The organism is Paraburkholderia sejongensis (assembly GCF_020880815.1).
Lineage (GTDB): Bacteria > Pseudomonadota > Gammaproteobacteria > Burkholderiales > Burkholderiaceae > Paraburkholderia > Paraburkholderia sejongensis.
Genome location: NZ_JAJITD010000001.1, coordinates 43,139 through 64,722, shown reverse-complemented (window position 1 = coordinate 64,722; position 21,584 = coordinate 43,139). Strand labels below are relative to the sequence as shown.

Below are 21,584 nucleotides of genomic sequence, written 5' to 3'. Positions count from 1 at the left end.
CGTCGGCCGTGCTCGTCGCTGTTTTCCTAGCGAACGGGTCGCGCCATCAGCTCGCTGAGCAGCGCGTCGTACGTTGCCACGAGTTGCGAATTGCCAGGTAAATAACGCGCTATTTGCGCGCGTTGCCGCTGGCGATAGTGCGATGCCTGTGCATCGTGTGTTTCAATCGCTTCGAGCAGGCGGCGCGCGCCCTCGTTCACTTCATTGTTCTTGTAGTAATAGCCCAGCTCCGCGCAAAGATGCGCGTTGTGCACCAGTGGGTAGCCCTGCCAGCAGACTTCGAGATAGAAATAGTTAAGCGGGTTTTCCAGTTGATGCGACACGACAATGTCCGTGTTGCTCGCAAGAAAGGCCGGCGTTTCGTGACGGCCCAGAAACACCGCCTTCTGGTCGCGCACGATATCGAGCTGATTCATCAGCGCGATGAACTCAGCACTGTTTCTCGCGATCCCGTCGGCATTGGTCACCTGGAGAATCGCGATACGGTCGGGCCGCTGGCGATACGCCAGTTCCGCAATGAAGGCGGGATACAGACAAAATTTGACGACATTGATATTCGGTTCCATCACGCTCAGGCGCTTCGCGCCCTCACGCGGCTGGTACTCGCCGGCATTCGGCAGGTTCGCGACACGTGCGTCGAGAAATATGGGACTCCAAACGAATGGCACCACGCGAGCGCTTTGCCGGCGCAATACCTCGAAATACGAACGGCTGATGTTCTCGACCTGCGGGATGATCCAGATATCGTCATAGCGCTGGTTGACGAACAGGTTGGCGCCCCACGTCGGCTTGCTGAACAACACCGACTCCATCGCATGAACGTACTCGAAGCCGCAGCAGTACGACACGAGTCGCACGCCGCGATGCTTCAGATAAGCGGTCTGCAGCGCGTCGATCTGGCCACCGAGTTCGATCAGCACATCGACGTTATCTTTGGCGGCATCGAAGGTCTGGGTCGGATAGCGCGTCTGATCCCACGGCAACGCCGGCGTGATGGGAACCTGCGTCGTGTTGACCAGCACGACGCCGGCCACCTGCGGACAATGCCGCAACGCTTCGGCAAGAAAAGCAGCGTTCTGCTTGATGCCGTTATTCCACAGCGTTTCGGCCTCGTGATGCAGACCGATGGTAATGCCGATGCGCAGTCCGCTCATACGCACCTCGCCGCGGCAATGGTTGAATACATCATGCGTTTTCACCTTCATACAGCGCGGCAAGCGCGTCGGAATAGATCCGTATGTTGGCCTCGTTTTCCGGATCGAGTCGCGCGAGAAACGTCCGCGCGGTCCGCTGGTACGCGTCGAACTCGCGATCGTGCTCCGCAAAGGCCCGCTGCAGCGCGCGGCCGCCCTCCTCGCAATCGAATTCGTGATAACGATATCCGCACTCGCCGATCAGATGCGAGTTGTGAACGAGCGGATAACCACCGTACAACGCTTCGTAGTAGACGTAGTTCTGCGCGTTTTCCCACTGGTGGCTGACCACCACGTCGACGTTGGCGGCGACGATCTGACAGAACGGATAGCGCGCCTCGTACGACGCCAGCCCGTGCCTGACGAGATCGAGGCTGCCGGCAAATTCGCTAAAGCCGCTATGCGCTTTCAGATCCAGTGTATTGAAGGCCCACACGTGTTCGAGCATGCCGGGATCGGCGCGGTGCGCCGCCTCGCATGTGAACAGCGGGATAAAGCTCGTCTTCACCATGCAGATATTCGGCTCGAAAATGCCCACACGCCAGCGCCGGCGGCCGGGGCGATAGCCGAAGCTCACGCCCTCGGGCAGCCGCTGCGCTTCGCGTTGCAGCACGAGTGGACTCCACAGATGCGGCATCACCCGCACCGGACAGCGGAACGTGCTGCGAAAGTACGGCACGCACGTGTTTTCGTATTCCGCCAGCGTCCACACCTCGTGATACGGCGCACGGGTAATCAGCAGCGCTTGCGGTTTGCCGAATATCATGCGTTCGATATCGATCACGTAGTCGTTGCCGACTCTCATCGAGACGATTTTTCCGCCGCGCTCGCGAAATGCGATCACCCATTCCCGGTTGAGCTGGGCGCTCATTTCGATCATCACATCGAGCGCCGTGGCGGCTTCGTTCATATCGATGATCGGCACCGGGGAATCGGCCAGAAAGTTCTGCGCATCGGCCGGTTCGCCGTCACCGCCGCCCGCGACCAGAAAAGTCGCGCCGACCAATGGCGAGCGCATCAACAGCATCACGAGGAAAACGCAGTTCTGGTAAATCCCGTTTTCCCATAGCGATTGCTGGCCCTTGCGGACGTATATCGACACCCCGACGCGCAATCTGCGGGGACGGCACACGGGTTTTTTTTCGACGCTCATACCCGGCTCCCCGCTGCCTTCGCGAAGTTCGCGTCGCGGCACAGATGCAGCAACCTCGCGGCATAGCCGTCGAGATTGCTCGGGTTGAACGGATCGACCGCTTGAAATACACGTTGCGCGCGGGCACGGTATTCATCGAGATTGCCGTCGTGTTCCGCCGCCGCCCGTAGCAGTTGCGCGGCGCCCTGGCGCGCATCGAACTGCGGATAGTAGTAGCCCGCCTCGCGCAGCCACGGCGAATTGTGGATCAGCGGATAGTCACCGTACAACGCGTCCAGATAACTGTAGTTCTGATCGTTCTGCCACTGGTGCGAAACCACCGCATCGGCATACTGCGTCATGAAACCGACGATATCGTGCCGGCCGTGGAACGTCGCTTTGTGCTCGCGAATCAGATCCAGCGAGTTGGCAAGGTAAAGCATGGTGGGATGATCTTTCAGATGCAGTGTATTGAGCACGTGCATGGCCGTGACCGATTCGCGATCGGCCCGATATGCCTCGTCGCATACAAGCATCGGAATGCTCGAAGTCTTGACCACCGAAATATTCGGCTCGAAGATGGCCACGCGCAAACCGGCACGCTCGCCGCGCGGACGCGCGGCGCGAGACTGGTAGCCGTAGCGCGCGCCGAGCTTGTCGACCACTTCCTGCGCGCGCCGTTCGACGAAATGCGGATGCCAGATGTAAGGCGCGATATGCACGTCGCAGCGGTGAAACGTCCGCATCATCGGTACGAATGCCGTGTCCTTGGGCAGCAGCCATACCTCGTCGCAACGGTCCGGGCGCCACGCATGGGTCGGGTTGTCGAACACGGCCGGTTCGGCCAGCGTGACGAACGGCTGGCCGCAACAGAAATAGACGACCTTTTTCCCCCTTGCCCGCATGAGGTCGAGCCACTGGATATCGAGCGCGCCGCCCATTTCGATGACGACATCGACTTCGTCGGTTGCCCATTGGGGCTTCAGGATGCGTATATCGTGCAGGCCCATGTCCACCTGGGGCGGCATGGCAAGCTGATCGCCGGCATCGATTAGCGAGACCGACTGCACGAATGGCAGCCGTTTAAATAATTCGGAAAGGAAAATGATGTTCTGACCCAGGCCATTCTGCCAGATGTTCTGGCCTGAATGGGTCAGCACGGATATGCCAATGCGCATGTTCTTGCCCATGAATTCAAAGTGCCCTGCGATCAGTCAGGAAAGTTTTTTCCCGACTAATGCCTTTGCCGCATGCGCCCCTGCGCAGGCTTTTCTATGTCTAACGCCAACGGATAGATTGGTTGAGATGACTCGAAGCCAAAGTGCGGCGTTATTGCACGAATTCCACTAATAGCCGGTAATCCCATGTCGCAGCCGCGCTGCGGGATTACCTGATGCATGCAATAACGTCGCCAGACGGCGATTTTCCGCTGATGGATATAAAGCAGGAGCAATGGTCGGAACAGCGAACTGTTATCTCCCATTGAACCCCTGCATACATCACTGGCGTTTCATGTCGAGTATTTGCTCGACATAACCCCGGCATACCTCAGGTAGCACGTATGCCCGGGACTACTGCGCTACCACTGATACGACGCGCCTGCACCGTAGGTCGTGCCGTTCGAGCTGATGCCCGCCCCAACCTTCACCTTCAGGTTGGCGGTAATCCGGGCACTGATGCCCAGAGCCGACGCGGCGTAACCCTGGTAGCTTGCCGCACCGATCCCGACTGCGATCGTCTTGCCGGGATCGACATCCGGAATCATCGTCAACGCCGTCGCCGCCGCCACACCCGAATAGGCGGTACGCGCCACCTGATTGACGCTCGACTGAACGCCCCACAGCTGGTTCATGTTGGCGGCATCGGTGCCGTTGATGCCCGGCGCGACGTTCGTGATCCGGCGTTCGTTACCCGGCGAACCGACAGACACGGTATTAGGCTCGCTTGCCACCGAGTTTGCACCCAGTGCCACCGAGTTGTCCGCCGTTGCCAGGGCATTGTTGCCGAGTGCGGTCGAGGATGAGCCAGAAGCCGTCGAGCCCTGCCCCAATGCGGTCGAGCCACCGCCCGACGCAATCGAACCTTGACCCGTTGCCACCGACTTATCACCCGACGCCATCGAGCCCTGGCCCAGCGCCGTACTGTTGTCGCCGGTTGCCTGTGCGTTCTGACCGTCAGCCTTCGAGTTGTTGCCCGAAGCAATCGCGCCCTGACCCTCGGCCGTCGAGTTGTCGCCTGACGCCGTTGCGCCCTGACCCATTGCTGTCGAATTGTCGCCCGACGCGTTCGACGCTTCCCCGGTCGCCGTCGAGTTCTCACCCGTCGCGTTCGAGTTCTGGCCGGTTGCCGTCGAGTTATCGCCCGACGCGTGCGAATTTTCTCCGTTCGCGTTCGAGTTTGCCCCGCTCGCATTGCCCTGGTTCATGTCGTTCAGGACGGCGTTGCTCACGGACGTGCTCAACGAGTTGACCTGCTGCTGAACCGCGTACAACTGGCTGCCGTTCACGGCGTCCGTGCTCGTCGCCGAAACCTGGCCGGCCGCGACGTTGGTCAGCACCTGCGCCGCTCCCGGATTCGCACCCGTGCCGCCAGGAGCAACCAGCGTGAGCTGGTTGGCCACCGGCGTTTGCTGCACAGGACCGATATTGCCGCTCGCGATGCTCGTGCTCAGGTTCGTCACATCGTTGGTCACCGTGGTCAGACCGGTGGACAGCGACGCGACGTTGCTGTTGGTCGTGTCCAGACCCGACGACAACGAAGCGACGTTGCTGTTGGTCGAGTCCAACCCCGTCGACAGCGACGCGACGTGGCTGTTCGTCGTGTCCAGACCCGTGGACAGCGAAGCGACGTTGCTGGTCACCGTGCTCAGACCCGTCGAGGTCGAGGTCGACAACGAAGCGAGATTGCTGTTCGTCGAGTCCAGACCGGTCGACAGCGAAGCAACGTTGCTGGTCACCGTGCTCAATCCCGTCGAGGTCGAGGCCGACAGTGAATACAGCTGGCTTCCGTTGACCGCGTCCGTGCTGGCCGCCGATACCTGGCCATTTGCCACGTTGGTGAGTACCTGTGCGGCGCCCGGATTCGCACCCGTGCCACCCGGCGCGACGAGAGCCAGCGTGCCTGCCGTGCCGGTCTGCCGGACAGGACCGATCGTGCCGTTCGAAATCGACGTGCTCAGGTTGGTCACATCGTTGGTCACCGTGGTCAGACCCGTCGACAGCGACGCGACGTTGCTGGTCACCGTACTCAGGCCGGTCGAGGTCGAGACCGACAGCGAAGCGACGTTGCTGTTGGTCGTATCCAGACCCGTGGACAACGATGCGACGTTGCTGGTCACCGTGCTCAAACCCGTCGAGGTCGATACCGACAGCGAATACATCTGGTTGCCCGTGACCGCGTCCGTGCTGGTCGCCGACACCTGGCCGTTCGCCACGTTGGTCAGCACCTGTGCAGCGCCCGGATTCGCACCGGTGCCACCCGGCGCGACGAGAGCCAGCGTGCCTGCCGTGCCGGTCTGCTGGACAGGGCCAATCGCGCCGTTCGCAATCGACGTGCTCAGGTTGGTCACATCGTTGGTCACCGTGCCGAGGCCCGTCGACAGCGACGCGACGTTGCTGTTCGTCGTGTCGAGACCCGTGGACAGCGACGCGACGTTGCTGGTTACCGTGCTCAAACCCGTCGAGGTCGAGGTCGACAGCGACGTGAGATTGCTGGTCGTCGTGTCCAGCCCCGTCGACAGCGACGCGACGTTGCTGTTGGTCGTATCAAGGCCGGTCGACAGCGAAGCCACGTTGCTGGTCACGGTGCTCAGACCCGTCGAGGTCGATGCCGACAGCGAATACAGCTGGCTGCCGTTGATGGCGTCCGTGCTGGTCGCCGCAACCTGGCCGTTCGCCACGTTGGTGAGTACCTGTGCCGCGCCCGGATTCGCACCGGTGCCGCCCGGCGCGACGAGAGCCAGCGTGTTCGCCGTGCTTGTCTGCTGGACAGGGCCAATCGCGCCGTTCGCAATGGTCGTGCTCAGGTTGGTTACATCGTTGGTCACCGTGGTCAGCCCCGTCGACAGCGATGCGACGTTGCTGTTGGTCGTGTCAAGGCCGGTCGACAGCGACGCGACGTTGCTGGTTACCGTGCTCAGACCCGTCGAGGTCGATACCGACAGCGAAGCGACGTTGCTGTTGGTCGTATCCAGACCGGTGGACAGCGACGCGACGTTGCTGGTCACCGTGCTCAAACCCGTCGAGGTCGATGCCGACAGCGAATACAGCTGGCTGCCGTTGATGGCGTCCGTGCTGGCCGCCGACACCTGGCCGTTCGCCACGTTGGTCAGCACTTGTGCCGCGCCCGGATTCGCACCGGTGCCGCCCGCCGCGACGAGCGCCAGCGTGTTGGCCGCTCCGGTCTGCTGGACGGGACCGATCGCGCCGTTCGTAATCGATGTGCTCAGGGTGGACAGATTGTTGGTCACCGTGCTCAGACCCGTCGAGGCCGACGCCGACAGCGAAGCGACGTTGCTGTTCGTCGTGTCCAGACCGGTCGACAGTGACGCGACGTTGCTGGTCACCGTGCTCAAACCCGTCGAGGTCGACGCCGACAGCGAAGCGACGTTGCTGGTCACGGTGCTCAGGCCGGTCGAAGTCGAGGCGGACAGCGAATACATCTGGTTGCCCGTGACTGCGTCCGTGCTGGTCGCCGAAATCTGGCCGTTCGCCACGTTGGTGAGTACCTGTGCGGCACCCGGATTCGCACCCGTGCCGCCCGGCGCGACGAGCGCCAGCGTGTTCGCCGTGCCGGTCAACTGGACAGGACCGAGATCGCCGTTCGCAATGGACGTGCTCAGGCTGGACACATCGTTGGTCACCGCGCCGAGACCCGTCGACAGCGAAGCAACGTTGCTCGTCACGGTGCTAAGGCCGGTCGAGGTCGAAGCGGACAGCGAATACAGCTGACTGCCATTGATGGCGTCCGTGCTGGCCGCCGAAACCTGGCCGTTCGCCACGTTGGTCAGAACCTGTGCGGCGCCCGGATTCGCTCCGGTGGCGCCCGGTGCGACGAGAGCCAGCGTGTTCGCCGTGCCGGTCTTCTGGACAGGGCCGATCGTGCCGTTCGTAATCGACGTGCTCAGGTTGGACAGATTGTTCGTCACCGTGCCGAGACCCGTCGACAGCGAAGCGACGTTGCTGGTCGTCGTGCTCAGGCCCGTCGAGGTCGAGGCCGACAGCGAAGCAACATTGCTGTTGGTCGTGCTCAAACCCGTCGACAGCGAGCCGATGCCGCTCGTCGCCGTGCTCAGACCCGTCGAGCTCGAGGCCGACAGCGAAGCAACGTTGCTGTTGGTCGTGCTCAGCGCCGTCGACAGCGAGCCGATGCCGCTGGTCGCCGTGCTCAGACCCGTCGAGGTAGAGGCCGACAGCGAATACAGCTGGCTTCCATTAATGGCGTCCGTGCTGGCCGCCGACACCTGGCCGTTCGCCACGTTGGTGAGCACCTGTGCAGCACCCGGCGTCGCACCCGTGCCACCCGCCGCGACGAGAGCCAGCGTGCCTGCCGTGCCGGTACGCTGGACAGGGCCAACCGTGCCGTTCGTAATCGACGTGCTCAGGGTGGACAGATTGTTGGTCACAGTGCTCAGACCCGTCGAGGTCGACGCCGACAGCGAAGCGACATTGCTGTTGGTCGTGCTCAAACCCGTCGATAGCGAGCTGATGCCGCTAGTCGCCGTGCTCAGACCCGTCGAGGTCGAGGCCGACAGCGAAGCAACATTGCTGTTGGTCGTGCTCAAACCCGTCGACAGCGAGCCGATGCCGCTCGTCGCCGTGCTCAGACCGATCGAGGTCGAGGCCGACAGCGAATACAGCTGGCTTCCATTGATGGCGTCCGTGCTGGCCGCCGAAACCTGCCCGTTCGCCATGTTGGTGAGCACCTGTGCAGCGCCCGGCGTCGCGCCCGTGCCGGCCGCCGCGACGAGAGCGAGCTTGTTGGCCGTGCCGGTCCGCTGGACAGGGCCAACCGTGCCGTTCGTAATGGACGTGCTCAGGGTGGACAGATTGTTGGTCACGGTGCTCAGACCAGTCGAGGCCGACGCCGACAGCGAAGCGACGTTGCTTTTGGTCGTGCTCAGGCCCGTCGACAGCGAGCCGATGCCGCTGGTCGCCGTGCTCAGGCCCGTCGAGGTCGACGTGGACAGCGAATACAGCTGGCTACCGTTGATTGCGTCCAGACTCGAACTCGTCACGGCGCCCGCCGCCAACCCGGTCATCAACACGTTGTTTCCGGATGCGGTCATCGTCAGCTGATTCACCGAACTGCTGACGCCAGAAGGGCTCGGATTCAGAGAGAAAACGGCCTTGCCGCCGGTCAGCAACAATTGCGAAGCACTGTTCGCTGCGCTGGAGCCTGACTGCAAAAGCGCGAAAGTGCTCAGACCCGTGGTCGTATTAAAAACATCACTACAGGCGCCTTGATTTACACCGCCCCCGCCATCTCCCGTAACAAAGCTCGTCCCATTACTGTCCTTCAGACACAGAGCGGACGCGGACGCGACCATCGGACACATCGCAAGCGCCGCAGCGGCGACCACAGTGTTTAACTTTCGACTCGAACTTTTCTTGCCGCGTGCCGATGTGTTCTCCGATGCAGCCACCCACGATCCAAGCGCTTCATTCCAGATGCTTTTATACGATTTGTTCACGACTCGTCCTTCTACAAAAATTATTTAACTTTATTTAACTTTGTTTAATACTGCGAATTAAATAGAACCGATTAATGCCTCTAAGGTCAGTAGATATTCGCTACAAAAACATGGTTATCACGCGCCTGGAGACCGAAGCGAACGTAAGAGTTTTGGAACGATCGTTGAGGGACAAATTGAGGTCTACTGCTTTGAACACCAACGTTCGGACGCTCAGCCAATCATGTCAGCTGCGCGTCTGCCCCTTCGACGTTCACCCGTCGGATTTCATCGAGCAGAATGCGGACGCTCTCCGTACGATGCGGCGACCAGCAGACGAGCTACCGGATGTCACGGAGGGTAGAAATTCGCGCGCCAGTTTTCCGTCTTGACTGGGCCTTGGCGAACATGGCGAGCGCGTCGACGGCAAACTGAACGCCCGTCCTGCGCCACGCCAAAGTTGATCCAGCTTAAAAAGCGAAGGACGCACGTTCGGCGCACATCATCCGTTTTTGTATGTTGAACTAACTGATCAGCCAGTCGCCGCGAAGATCGACTAATGACGAAGAACCGTTGAACGCCTCATGGATCTCGCACTGTCGCGCCTTGCGGCGGCATGTCGAATATGGTCCAGCACCGTTTAAGCGATCCATACAAAGCTTTCGCTTGGTACGTACTTTATCGGTCTGACCGCTACCGCGATATAGATAGGATTCGATTTTGAAATCGGGATTTTGACGCGGGCCGAACTCGTGTTAAGGGTCGGGCAGCGCCGGCAAACCCTAAGCCGTCACCGCCAGCCCCCGCACCAACCGCTGCGCGAGCCGCGGCTGGCGCAGCTGCTCGAGCCACCACGTCAGCGCGCGCCCTTCCTGGTCGCCGCGCCACGCGACGTACAACACGTTCGGCTCGCGCGGATCGGCGGTGCATTTTTCGACCAGTTCGCCGCGCTCCAGCAACGACGCGACCCGTTCGCGCGGCAGCCAGCCGACACCCAGCCCGTCGCGCTGCGCGAGGATTTTCGCGCGCATCGTCGGCACCGCGAGCGCGGTTTGGCCACCCAGCACCCCATATGCGCGACCGGCGCTCGCGCGCGAAGAATCGGCCACCACCACCGCGCGATGCTCGCGAATCCGCTCGCGGGTGAGCGGCTCTTCGAGCGCCGCGAGCGGATGACGCGGCGCGACCGCGAACACCCACTCCATCACGCCCAGTTCGAACCAGCGCAGCCCCGCGATCGACGGCGGCTCGTTGGTCGCGCCGACGATCAGGTCCGCGCGGCCGTCGCGCAACGCCTCCCACGTGCCGCCGAGAACTTCGTGCGTGAAGCGCAGCCGCACGCCCGAGCCGAGTTCGTCGAACGCGCGCACGACCGGCATCAGCAGTTCGAATTCGAGGATCTCGTCCGTCACGATCCACAGCCGTTCTTCCCAGCCGCTGGCCACCTGCTTCACGCGTTGCGTCATCCGTTGCAGGTCTAGCATCAGCCGGCCGGCTTCGTCGGCGAGCAGTTGGCCGGCCGGCGTCAGTTGCAGCCGGTAGCGACGCCGGTCGAACAGCAGCGCGTCGAAGCGCGCCTCCAGTTGCCGCGCGGCGTGGGAGATCGTCGACGGCGCCTTGCCGAGCCGCGCCGCCGCGCGCGACAGGCTGCCGGTCGAGCGGATCGCGTCGAGTAACGCCAGTTCGTCTTCCGACAACATGTGCGATTCCTTCGAATGAGTGCGCGGGATTCGATCCTAACGCGAACCGTCGCGCTTTAACCGACCGCGGCGAAAATCTCCGTCAGCCACTGCGCGAACACCCGCACGCGCGACGACAGCTGGCGGTTCTGCGGATACAGCACCGACACCGGCATCGGCGGCGGCGGATAGCCGGCGAGGATCACTCGCAAGCGCCCGGTGGCCAGTTCGCCGTCGACCCGGTAGCGCGGCACCTGGACGATGCCGAGGCCGGCAAGCGCCGCGCCGGCGTACAGATCGGCGCCGCTCACCGATACCGCCGACGGCAATACCAGCGCGCTATCGCGTCCGTCGATGCGAAATTCGAGCGGCACCGGCTTGCCGGTCGCGCTCGAAATGTAGTTGACCGCGCGATGCGCGGACAGCCCCGACAACTCCGCCGGCGTGGCCGGCTCGCCGTACGCGGCCAGATACTCAGGACTCGCAACCGTCACTTGCTGGAGCAATGCGACGCGCCGCCCGACCATCGACGAATCCTGCAGTACGCCCGCGCGCAACACGCAGTCGATCCCCTCGCGCACCAGATCCACGAGCCGGTCGTCCTCGCCGATCATCAGTTCGATGCCCGGATAGCGTTCGAGAAACGCGGGCAGCGCCGGCACCACGAAATGCCGCGCGAGCGTGCCCTGCACATTCACGCGCAGCAGCCCTTTCGGCGCGAGATTCGAAAACGATCCTTCGGCCTCCTCCATATCGGCGAGCAGACGCACGCAGCGGCGGTAGTACGCGTCGCCGTCGGGCGTCAGGCGCACCGTGCGGGTCGTGCGTTCGAGCAAGCGGGCGCCGAGCCGCTGCTCCATCCGCTTCATCAGATTGGTGACGGTCGCGCGCGGAATACGCAGATCGTCGGATGCGCGGGTAAAGCTCTGGCGCTCGGCGATCCGCACGAATACGCGCATTTCCTCGAACCGGTCCATGGCAACGGGATTATTAAAGTAAATGGAATGATGATCGCAAGTCTAGCCCGATTATCTCGGCGTCGAAAGCATTCATGATTCAGCTCACCGACTCACCCACTCCGCAAAGGAAACCAATCATGAACAGCATTCAACAATCGAAAGTCGCAATCGTCACCGGCGCGGCGCGCGGCATCGGGATGGCCATCGCGCAGCGGCTCGCGCGCGACGGCTTCGCGGTCGCGGTCAACTACGCGTCCAGTGCGGGCGAAGCCGAAACGCTGGTCGCCGCGATCCGCGAAGCCGGCGGCCAGGCCGTCGCGGTGAAGGCGGATGTGTCGAAGCCGGACGACGTGCGCCGCCTGTTCGACATCACCGAACGGGAATTGGGCAAAGTGGACGTGCTGATCAACAACGCAGGCGTGATGAAGCCGGCGCCGCTCGCCGACACCTCCGACGCGCTCTACGACCAGACTTTCGACATCAACGTGCGCGGCACCTTCAACACGCTGCGCGAAGCGGCCGCGCGGATCAACGACGGCGCGCGCATCGTCAATTTCTCGACCAGCGCGCTCGCGCTGAACCTGCCCGGTTACGGCATGTACACGGCGACCAAGGCGGCCGTCGAAGCGTTCACGCGAGTGTTCGCGAAAGAGCTGCGCGGGCGCAACATCACGGTCAACGCGGTCGCGCCGGGACCAGTCGCGACGCCGCTGTTCCTCGACGGCAAAACCGCCGGGCAGATCGACACGTTCGCGAAGATGCCGCCGCTGCAACGGCTCGGCGAGCCGGACGACGTGGCGGGCGTGGTTGCGTTTCTGGTGGGGCCGGACGGTGGGTGGGTGAATGGGCAGGTGTTGCGGGCCAATGGCGGGTTGGCTTGACGAGTGACCGGTCCGGCTAGCCGCTGCGCCGGACCGGGAGACTCGCCGCGCGCCGCGCCCGATCTCGGCGCGGCGCCGTGCGGCGCGATGCTCAGACCGCCTTCGGATTGCGCTCCGCGAAACCTTCCTGATGCCAGTACGGATACGCTGGCCGCGTCGCGCTCGCCGCGTCGAGCGTCGCGACCTGCTCGGGCGTCAGACTCCAGCCGACCGCGCCGAGGTTCTGGCGCAACTGTTCTTCATTGCGCGCGCCGATCAGCACGGTCGCGACGGTCGGGCGTTGCAGCAGCCAGTTCAACGCTACCTGCGGCACAGTCTTGCCGGTTTCGGCGGAGACTTCGTCCAGCGCGTCGAGCACCCGGAACAGATACTCTTCGGGCACCGGCGGCCCCATGTCGGCGGTCTTGTGCAGGCGGCTCGTCTCCGGCAGCGGCTGGCCGCGCTTCAGTTTGCCGGTCAGCCGGCCCCAGCCGAGAGGACTCCAGACCACCGCGCCGACGCCCTGGTCGATGCCGAGCGGCATCAGCTCCCATTCGTAATCGCGGCCGACCAGCGAGTAGTACGTCTGATTCGCGACGTAGCGCGGATAACCGTAGCGGTCGGCGACATCGAGCGACTTCATCAGATGCCAGCCGGAGAAATTCGACACGCCGGTATAGCGGATCTTGCCCGCGCGTACGAGGTCGTCGAGCGTCGACAGCACTTCGGCGACCGGCGTCTTCGCATCGAAACCGTGCAGCTGGAACAGATCGATGTAGTCGGTTTGCAGCCGCTTGAGCGCCGAATCGACCGCCTGGATCAGATGGAAACGCGACGAGCCGACGTTGTTCGGTCCATCGTCGAACCGGAAGGTCGCCTTGGTCGAGATGATCGCCTGGTCGCGCTTGCCCTTCAGCGCTTCGCCGAGTACCGACTCCGACGCGCCGCGCGAATAGATATCGGCGGTGTCGAACATCGTCACGCCCGCGTCGAAGCAGATGTCGATCAGACGCCGCGCTTCGGCGACGTCGGTCGCGCCCCACGCCTGAAAAAACTCGCCCTTGCCGCCGAATGTACCGGTGCCGAAACTGAGCACCGGCACCTTGAAACCGGATGCACCCAGATGTCTGTATTCCATTGAATAGCTCTCCTTGGCATTGCCGTCGATGAACGGACGCTCAGTCTACGCGGGTCGGCGGAAATGCGTCGGATCGCGCGGGCGGGGCAACGGAATGTGTCGCGATCGAACCGACAGCGCCTGCGAACCGTTGGACGCGGCCCACCGGCCGCGGCGCGCACGTCGCTCGGCCCATTCGCGCCGCTCGCCATTACGAGCCAGTATTTTCAGGTGGTTGCGGGATCGCCTGACGCGCGGCGTAAGCGTTTGGCATGCACTTTGCCTCGATCACGATCGAGGCGTGACGACACCCTCGCTACAAGCTCTCACATTCCTGACTGACTCATTGCCCCTTGGAGAATCGACATGAACACGCTCGTTATCAAAGACATCCCCGTCGCCGTCGAGATGGATCGCACTGCCATGACCGCTATCAGTGGCGGCCGGCTGCCGCAGCAGATCGTCAACATCATCCAGGCGGTTTCCGACTATGCGAATGACTCTCCTACCCAGCACAGTTTTACGGGCAGTGGGGCTTCCGTGACGTACTAAAAGAATACGGTGATGTCGTCGATTGAGGCCCCGCCAACGAGAGGCCTCTTTGACACGGGATTCTCCGGCCACCGAAATCCGCGCGCGCCCGGAGAATCCAGTCGTGAAATGAACCCCTAACTCGCGATAGCCGCCACAGCAGCCCGCGCTTTATGCAGTTTTCTATAGCTATCGATGAGACGATGGTGTCTGTCGAGACCCTCCAGTTTCATACTGGTTGGCGTCAAGCCATAAAAGCGCACGCTGCCGTCCACCGACCCCATTACCGCGTCCATCCGGGCATCGCCAAACATGCGACGGAAGTTGACCGCGTAGTCGTCCAGTTCCAGCTCGTCGTCGAGCAGTACTTCCAGCACCGCATTCAAGGCCTGGTAAAACAATCCACGCTCGACCGTGTTGTCGTTGTACTGCAGGAAGGCTCCCACCAGTTCTTGCGTCGCCTCGAATTGCTGCAACGCCAGATGTATCAGCAGCTTCAATTCGAGAACGGTTAGCTGCCCCCAGCCCGTGTTCTCGTCAAATTCGATGCCGATCAAAGTGGCAATATCGGACTGCTCATCCAGTTCGTTGTTCTCCAACCGCTCGAGCAATGCTTCCAGCGCGGCATCATCCAGACGATGCAGATTCAGAATATCGGCGCGGAACAATAGCGCCTTATTGGTGTTATCCCAGATCAGATCTTCTACCGGATAAACCTCCGAATAACCGGGCACCAGAATCCGGCAGGCGACGGCACCCAGTTGATCGAATACCGCCATGTAGACCTCTTTGCCCATCTCTTCGAGAATTCCGAACAACGTGGCGGCTTCTTGCGCATTGGAATTTTCACCGTGGCCCGAGAAATCCCACTCAACGAATTCGAAATTCGCCTTGGCGCTGAAAAAGCGCCACGACACCACACCGCTGGAATCGATGAAGTGCTCGACAAAGTTATTCGGTTCGGTCACCGCGTTACTGACAAAGGTGGGCTGAGGCAAATCGTTCAGGCCTTCGAAACTGCGCCCCTGCAGCAATTCGGTCAGACTGCGCTCGAGCGCCACCTCGAAGCTCGGATGCGCGCCGAACGAGGCAAACACACCGCCTGTGCGCGGGTTCATCAACGTGACGCACATCACCGGATAGGTGCCCCCCAGCGATGCATCCTTTACCAGCACCGGAAAGCCCTGCTCTTCCAATCCCTGAATCCCGGCCAGGATGCCGGGATATTTCGCCAGCACTTCTTGCGGCACATCGGGCAACGCGATTTCACCTTCGAGAATTTCACGCTTGACCGCGCGTTCGAAGATTTCGGACAGACATTGCACCTGTGCTTCGGCCAGCGTATTACCGGCACTCATGCCATTGCTGACGAACAGGTTCTCGATCAGGTTGGACGGGAAATACACCACTTCGCCGTCCGACTGCCGCACATACGGCAGCGAACAGATACCGCGCTGCACATTGCCGGAGTTGGTGTCGTACAGATGCGAGCCTCGCAACTCGCCATCGGGGTTATAAATTTCCAGGCAATACGGGTCCAGAATTTCAGCAGGCAGCGCATCCTTACGGCCCGGCTTGAACCAGCGCTCGTTCGGATAATGGACAAATTCCGCGTTGGCGATATCTTCGCCCCAAAACGCACCGCCATAGAAATGGTTGCAATTGAGGCGCTCGATAAACTCTCCCAATGCCGACGCCAACGCGCTTTCCTTGGTCGAGCCCTTGCCATTGGTAAAACACATCGGCGAGTGCGCATCGCGGATATGCAGCGACCATACATTCGGAACGATATTGCGCCACGAAGCGATCTCGATCTTCATGCCAAGGCCCGCCAGAATGCCCGACATATTGGCGATGGTTTGCTCCAACGGCAGATCTTTACCCGCAATATAAGTGCTGACATCCGATGCCGGCTTCAACGTCAGCAACGACTGAGCGTCGGCATCGAGGTTTTCCACCTCTTCAATGACAAACTCGGGTCCGGTTTGCACGACTTTTTTCACCGTACAACGGTCGATAAAGCGCAAGATGCCCCGGCGGTCCACTTCCGAGATATCCGGCGGCAGTTCCACCTGAATCTTGAAAATCTGTTTGTACCGGTTTTCAGGATCGATAATATTATTCTGTGACAGGCGGATATTTTCTGTCGGAATATTTTTATTTACGCAGTACAGCTTCACAAAGTAAGCCGCACACAAAGCCGACGAGGCCAGAAAGTAATCAAACGGACCAGGCGCCGAGCCATCGCCCTTATAACGAATGGGCTGATCGGCAATAACCGTGAAGTCATCGAACTTGGCTTCAAGGCGGAGTTTGTCGAGAAAGTTGACTTTAATTTCCATGGCGGGTCCTGAAAATGGCGCGCAAAAATGACATGGCCGATATTATGCGTCACCGGTTGCAATCGCGGTTGCCGATCGCCGGGGACAGATCCAGCTAGCCGGTCACGCTTCGTGCGGCCAGAAAGAGACAGTCTCGTACGTCCAGTGGGCTATCATGCGGGTCCTCTCCGAAGTAGCTCCTTATGATTTCCGTCCGTAATGTCACGCTGCGCCGCGGCGTCAATGTCGTGCTCGACCGCGCGTCCGTCACCTTCGCACCCGGCGAAAAGATTGGCCTTGTCGGCCGCAATGGCGCCGGCAAGTCATCGTTCTTCGGCCTTCTAAACGGCACGCTGCACGAAGATAGTGGCGAATTCTCGATCCCTCCCGCATGGAGAATGGGTCAGGTCGCGCAGGAGATGCCCGAAACCGAGCAGAGCGCGACCGACTTCGTCGTCGAAGGTGACACCGTGCTGCTCGCCGCGCAGGCCGAAGTCGCCGCCGCCGAAGCTGGCGATGACGGAATGCGCATGGCGCACGCCTACATGGACCTGCACGACGCCGGCGCACACGATGCCCCCGCACGTGCTCAGGCGCTGATCCTGGGTCTTGGCTTCACTGATGCGCAGCTGAGCCAGCCCGTCAACAGTTTCTCCGGCGGCTGGCGCATGCGGCTGCAACTGGCACGCGCGCTGATGTGCCCGTCCGACCTGCTGCTGCTCGACGAGCCGACCAATCACCTCGACCTCGATGCGCTGGTCTGGCTGGAAGCGTGGCTCAAGCGCTATCAGGGAACGCTGGTCGTGATCAGCCACGATCGCGAATTCCTCGACGCGGTGACGCAGGTGACGGTGCACGTCGACAACGCCAAGCTCGTGCGTTATGGCGGCAACTACAGCAAGTTCGAAGACATGCGCGCTGAACAGCTGCTGTTGCAGCAGGCCGCGATAGCGAGGCAGGCGGACAAGATCGCCCACCTGCAGAAATTTATCGACCGTTTCAAGGCCAAGGCCTCGAAGGCTAAGCAGGCGCAGAGCCGGGTCAAGGCGCTCGAGCGCATGGAGAAGATCGCACCGGTGCTTGCCGATGCGGAGTTCAACTTCGAGTTCAAGGAGCCCCTCAACGTCCCGAACCCGCTGTTGTCGATGCTGGACGCGAGCTTCGGCTACCCCGCGCCGACCGACGCATCGGCGGGCACGCCGCCCACGGTCATCGTGCACGGCATCAACCGATCCGTGCTGGCCGGCCAGCGCATCGGCATCCTGGGTGCCAACGGTCAGGGCAAGTCCACGCTGGTGAAGACGATAGCGCACGCGCTGGCGCCGATTGCCGGCGAAATCAGCGAAGGCAAAGGCCTGAACATCGGCTACTTCGCCCAGCAGGAACTCGACGTGCTGCGCCCGCTCGACACGCCGATGGAACACATGATCCGCCTTGCGAGAGACACGCCGCCGCATATGCGCGCCCCCGGCCAGAGCGGCACTGAACAATCGCTTCGCACCTTCCTGGGCACCTTCAACTTCAGTGGCGACATGGTCCATCAGGCGGTCAGCACGATGAGCGGCGGCGAAAAGGCGCGGCTCGTGTTGTGCATGATCGTGTGGCAGCGCCCCAACCTGCTGCTGCTCGACGAGCCGACCAACCACCTGGATCTGGCCACACGGGAAGCGCTAGGCGTGGCACTCAACGAATTCGAAGGCACCGTGATGCTGGTCAGTCACGACCGGTCACTGCTGCGCGCGGTATGCGACGAGTTCTGGCTGGTCACCAAGGGCGGCGTCGAGCCCTTCGACGGCGATCTGGACGATTACCAGCAGTTCCTGCGCGACGAAGCCCGTCGCATGCGCGAGCAGGCTGCCGGGGAGTAGAAGTGCGTTGAACCGCCAGCATGGATGTGGCGGCCGTCTGTATCGCCCTTCATTGCGGCCTTTGATCGTTGAGGTTCGGCCGCGAGCAGCGAATGGGAATGCGAACGCGGCTCGAACAACGGATAGGGGCACGAGCGCGAGCGCCGCTACGCGCTACGCCCCGCCGGCATGCGCCGCATTCAACTCGCTGAGCGTGTCGCGAACCGCGTCGATCACGCTGTCCCAATCACCTAGAGCCGGCTGCCTGAACAGCCGCGCGTGCGGATACCACGGCGTGTCGCTCCGTGCGAGCAGCCAGCGCCAGCAGGTATCGAAACGGTTCAAAATCCACACCGGCGTAGCGAGCGCGCCGGCCAGATGCGCGGTGGATGTATCGACTGAAATCACCAGATCGAGATTCGCGACCAGCGCTGCCGTGTCGGCGAAATCGTGCAACTCATCGGCGTAATCGGCGACCCGTTCGCGCAGTTTGCTCGCGGCGAGTTGCGGCGCGGCCATCCCCTTCTGCACGCTGAAAAAGCGCACGTTCGGCACGTCGAGCAGCGGCGCGAAACGCTCGAATGTGAGCGAGCGGCGCGCATCGATCTTGCGCAGTTCGGCGACGTGCGCGCGGTTTTCGCCGGCCCACACGAGGCCGACTTTCAGTTGGCGGGCACTGGAATTCGCATCGACATCCAGCCGCCTGCGCCATTGCTCGACAGCAACCGGATCGGCAAACAGATAAGGCGTCGTCGCAGGGATGCTCGTCTCGTCGGTTCGAAATGCAAGCGGCAAACTGAGCAACGGGCAATGACAATCGAACGGCGGCAGCGGCTGTCCGGCTTCGATCAACTGGTCCACTCCGTCGAGCGTTTTCATCAGCCGCAGCAACGCGCCCGGCACTTCCAGCACGACCTTCGCGCCGAGCTTCGCGACCAGCGGCGCATAACGGCAGAACTGCAACGTATCGCCAAGCCCCTGCTCCGCATGCAGCAGGATCGTCTTGCCGTCGAGCGGAAAATCGCCGCGCCACAGCGGCTGTGCGAATTCGCGCTTGCCCGCGCGGATACGGTTACGTTCCCAGCGCCATTCGTACTCGCGCCAGCCGGCCTCGAAGCGGCCCATCTGCAGCAGACACAGCGCCCGATTCCAATGCGTTTCCACCGCTGCGGGATTCAGTTCGAGCGCGCGTTCGTAGCTCGATAACGCGTCGCGGCGCCGGTCCAGCTCGACCTGCGCGAGACCCAGGTTATTCCATGCATCGACGAAGCCGGGCGCGAGTTCCAGCGCGCGTCGATAGCAGCGCTCGGCCTCTTGCGGCTGGTTCAGATCGCCGAGCGCATTGCCGCGATTGCTCCATGCATCCGGATAGTTCGGCTGCAAGCTCAGCGCCTGATCGCAACTATCGAGCGCATCGGTATAACGGCCGAGATCGCGCAGCACGCACGCGCGATTATTCCAGGCCGCCGCGAATTGCGGCGCCAGCGCAAGCGCGCGCTCGAAGCTCGCGAGTGCATCGAGCGGCCGGTTCAGCGCGGCCTGCGCATTACCGCGATTGTTCAATGCATCGGGGAATTTCGGCTGCAGCGCGAGCGCGCGTTCGGCGCTGGCGAGCGCTTCGTCGTGACGTTGCAGCGCGTTTAACGCATACGCGAGATTCGAATGCACGGCCGGCTGTTTTGGATTGACCGCGAGGGTCTTTTTCAGCAGCTCCACACCTTCGGGCAAACGGCCGCCCTGCAACGCGAGTTCGCCGAGCCAGCGCAAAGCGTCCGCATGTTTGGGCTTGAGTTCGAGAATCTCGCGATAGAGTTCTTCCGCTTCGGCGAGCGCGCCGTTCTGTTGCATCGCGACGGCTTGCCGAAGCAGATGGTCCAGCTGTTGCGGCAGATTGGCGGGTTTGCTCATGCGGGCATCCGGATCGAAGGCGGAAAGAATCGTCGGGACGCCTGCTGTTGCGCCGCATTCGCGCGCACAAGCGCGGTGCGTGAGAACGGCTCCGAACGAGCGTCGGATTATCGCTGAAAAGATCGCATTCGGCGTAGCGCCGACCGGCGCAGCAACCCTTATACGAAAACGCGGCATCGGACCACCGGTGGTCAGGCATCCGTATCAACCCGCGCGCCACGCAAAAAACGCGGCATCGCGCTGAATTTTTCGCGACCGCGGCCGATAACCGAGAAATAAGCCACGCGCCAGGGCGAACGACCTGCATGGCGCACCCACGCATTGACAAGCGGCGAGCGCCGCACCCTGGAGAAAGATTCCGATGGCAAACGAACAGCGTGCCAACCACGAACGCAACAACGACCGCAGCAACGAACGTAGCAACCTCACGAGTTCCAACAAGTTCGAACTGCTGCTCTATCGCCTCGGCAGCGTGCCCGGCAGCGATGCGCACGAGCTGTATGGGATCAACGTGTTCAAAGTGCGCGAAATCTCGACGATGCCGACGGTCACGCCGATCGCCGGTTCGTCGCCGTTCGTGATGGGCGCGGTCGATATTCGCGGCCAGATCATTCCGGTGATCGACCTGCCGCGCCTGATGGGCTGCGAGCCGACGCGCGGCCTGAATATTTTGCTGGTCACCGAATTCGCGCGCTCGACCCAGGCGTTCGCGGTCGAGGAAGTCGACGACATCGTGCGGCTCGAATGGAACCAGGTGCTGTCGGCCGACGGCTCCGCGGGCGGCAAGCTGGTGACCAGCATCGCGCGCATCGACGGCAATACCGGCGACTCGCGGCTCGCTCAGGTGATCGACGTCGAACAGGTGTTGCGCGACGTGTTCCCGTCGCAGCATCCGAGCGTCGATCCGGCCTCGGTCGGCGAAGCGCTCGGCATTGCGCGCGGGGCGAAGATTCTCGCCGCCGACGATTCCGGCTTCGCGCGCAAGCTGATCGAACAGGCGCTGACCGCGATCGGCGCGGACTTCATCATGACCAAGACCGGCGAGGAAGCGTGGGCCACGCTGCAACAGGTCGCGCGCGACGCGCAGCAGAACGGCGCGCGCGCGAAAGACAGCATCGCGCTGGTGCTGACCGACCTCGAGATGCCGGAGATGGACGGCTTCATGCTGACGCGCCAGATCAAGGCCGACGAACGCACCCGTGATATTCCGGTGATCATCCATTCGTCGCTGACCGGCGCGGCCAACGAGGCGCACGTGAAAAACGCGGGCGCCAACGGCTACGTCGCGAAGTTCGCGGCAGCCGAACTGGCCAACGCGATCCGCAATGCGCTCGGCGTCGCGCCAGCGCGCGCGGCCGCGTAGTACA

At 62.1% G+C, this 21,584-nt stretch carries 13 protein-coding genes and 1 pseudogene; 4 read left to right on the top strand and 10 right to left on the bottom strand.

Annotated features, from left to right (window positions below):
• Positions 1 to 26 precede the first annotated feature (26 nt).
• The 7 genes and pseudogenes from LJ656_RS00280 to LJ656_RS00255 all read right to left on the bottom strand — a co-directional run bounded on the left by LJ656_RS00280 (position 27) and on the right by LJ656_RS00255 (position 11,651).
• Positions 27 to 1,154 (bottom strand): DUF2827 domain-containing protein, encoded by a 1,128-nt coding sequence (locus LJ656_RS00280; protein WP_230507219.1) that lies wholly within the window; start codon positions 1,152 to 1,154, stop codon positions 27 to 29.
• A 31-nt stretch (positions 1,155 to 1,185) separates the two neighbouring features.
• Complete coding sequence (locus LJ656_RS00275) at positions 1,186 to 2,346, bottom strand: DUF2827 domain-containing protein (RefSeq protein WP_230507217.1); 1,161 nt, start codon at positions 2,344 to 2,346, stop codon at positions 1,186 to 1,188.
• Complete coding sequence (locus tag LJ656_RS00270; protein WP_230507216.1) at positions 2,343 to 3,503, bottom strand: DUF2827 domain-containing protein; 1,161 nt, start codon at positions 3,501 to 3,503, stop codon at positions 2,343 to 2,345. The genes LJ656_RS00275 and LJ656_RS00270 overlap by 4 nt, the downstream gene beginning before the upstream one ends.
• A 401-nt stretch (positions 3,504 to 3,904) precedes the next feature.
• Positions 3,905 to 8,611, bottom strand: coding sequence for a beta strand repeat-containing protein (locus tag LJ656_RS00265; protein WP_230507213.1), 4,707 nt, complete (start codon positions 8,609 to 8,611; stop codon positions 3,905 to 3,907).
• 282 nt (positions 8,612 to 8,893) lie between these two features.
• Positions 8,894 to 9,016 (bottom strand): annotated as a pseudogene (locus tag LJ656_RS35075) (ESPR domain-containing protein); the annotation flags it as partial.
• Between the two features lie 761 nt (positions 9,017 to 9,777).
• Positions 9,778 to 10,695, bottom strand: coding sequence for a LysR family transcriptional regulator (locus LJ656_RS00260; protein ID WP_230507211.1), 918 nt, complete (start codon positions 10,693 to 10,695; stop codon positions 9,778 to 9,780).
• 56 nt (positions 10,696 to 10,751) lie between these two features.
• Positions 10,752 to 11,651 (bottom strand): LysR family transcriptional regulator, encoded by a 900-nt coding sequence (locus LJ656_RS00255; protein ID WP_230507209.1) that lies wholly within the window; start codon positions 11,649 to 11,651, stop codon positions 10,752 to 10,754.
• 119 nt (positions 11,652 to 11,770) lie between these two features.
• On the opposite strand from LJ656_RS00255, the gene LJ656_RS00250 reads away from it, so the two are divergent.
• Positions 11,771 to 12,514 (top strand): SDR family oxidoreductase, encoded by a 744-nt coding sequence (locus tag LJ656_RS00250; protein ID WP_230507207.1) that lies wholly within the window; start codon positions 11,771 to 11,773, stop codon positions 12,512 to 12,514.
• Positions 12,515 to 12,605: 91 nt separating this feature from the next.
• Here LJ656_RS00250 and LJ656_RS00245 read toward each other — a convergent pair whose 3' ends face one another.
• Positions 12,606 to 13,631: an aldo/keto reductase gene (locus LJ656_RS00245; RefSeq protein WP_230507205.1), complete on the bottom strand. Its 1,026-nt coding sequence runs from the start codon at positions 13,629 to 13,631 to the stop codon at positions 12,606 to 12,608.
• A 345-nt stretch (positions 13,632 to 13,976) separates the two neighbouring features.
• On the opposite strand from LJ656_RS00245, the gene LJ656_RS00240 reads away from it, so the two are divergent.
• Positions 13,977 to 14,162 carry a hypothetical protein gene (locus tag LJ656_RS00240; RefSeq protein WP_075296787.1) on the top strand — a complete coding sequence of 62 codons (186 nt, stop codon included), beginning with the start codon at positions 13,977 to 13,979 and terminating at the stop codon, positions 14,160 to 14,162.
• Positions 14,163 to 14,278: 116 nt separating this feature from the next.
• On the opposite strand, the gene LJ656_RS00235 is transcribed toward LJ656_RS00240, so the two are convergent.
• Positions 14,279 to 16,483 (bottom strand): OsmC domain/YcaO domain-containing protein, encoded by a 2,205-nt coding sequence (locus tag LJ656_RS00235; protein ID WP_230507203.1) that lies wholly within the window; start codon positions 16,481 to 16,483, stop codon positions 14,279 to 14,281.
• 182 nt (positions 16,484 to 16,665) lie between these two features.
• Here LJ656_RS00235 and LJ656_RS00230 point away from each other — a divergent pair, with 182 nt between their 5' ends.
• Positions 16,666 to 18,330, top strand: coding sequence for an ABC-F family ATP-binding cassette domain-containing protein (locus LJ656_RS00230; protein WP_230507201.1), 1,665 nt, complete (start codon positions 16,666 to 16,668; stop codon positions 18,328 to 18,330).
• A 153-nt stretch (positions 18,331 to 18,483) separates the two neighbouring features.
• Here the strand turns inward: LJ656_RS00230 and LJ656_RS00225 are convergent, their stop codons facing one another.
• Entirely contained in the window at positions 18,484 to 20,217 is a 1,734-nt protein-coding gene (locus LJ656_RS00225) for a tetratricopeptide repeat protein (RefSeq protein ID WP_230507199.1), read from the bottom strand.
• A gap of 361 nt (positions 20,218 to 20,578) precedes the next feature.
• On the opposite strand from LJ656_RS00225, the gene LJ656_RS00220 reads away from it, so the two are divergent.
• Positions 20,579 to 21,580 (top strand): chemotaxis protein CheV, encoded by a 1,002-nt coding sequence (locus tag LJ656_RS00220; RefSeq protein ID WP_230507198.1) that lies wholly within the window; start codon positions 20,579 to 20,581, stop codon positions 21,578 to 21,580.
• Positions 21,581 to 21,584: the final 4 nt, after the last annotated feature.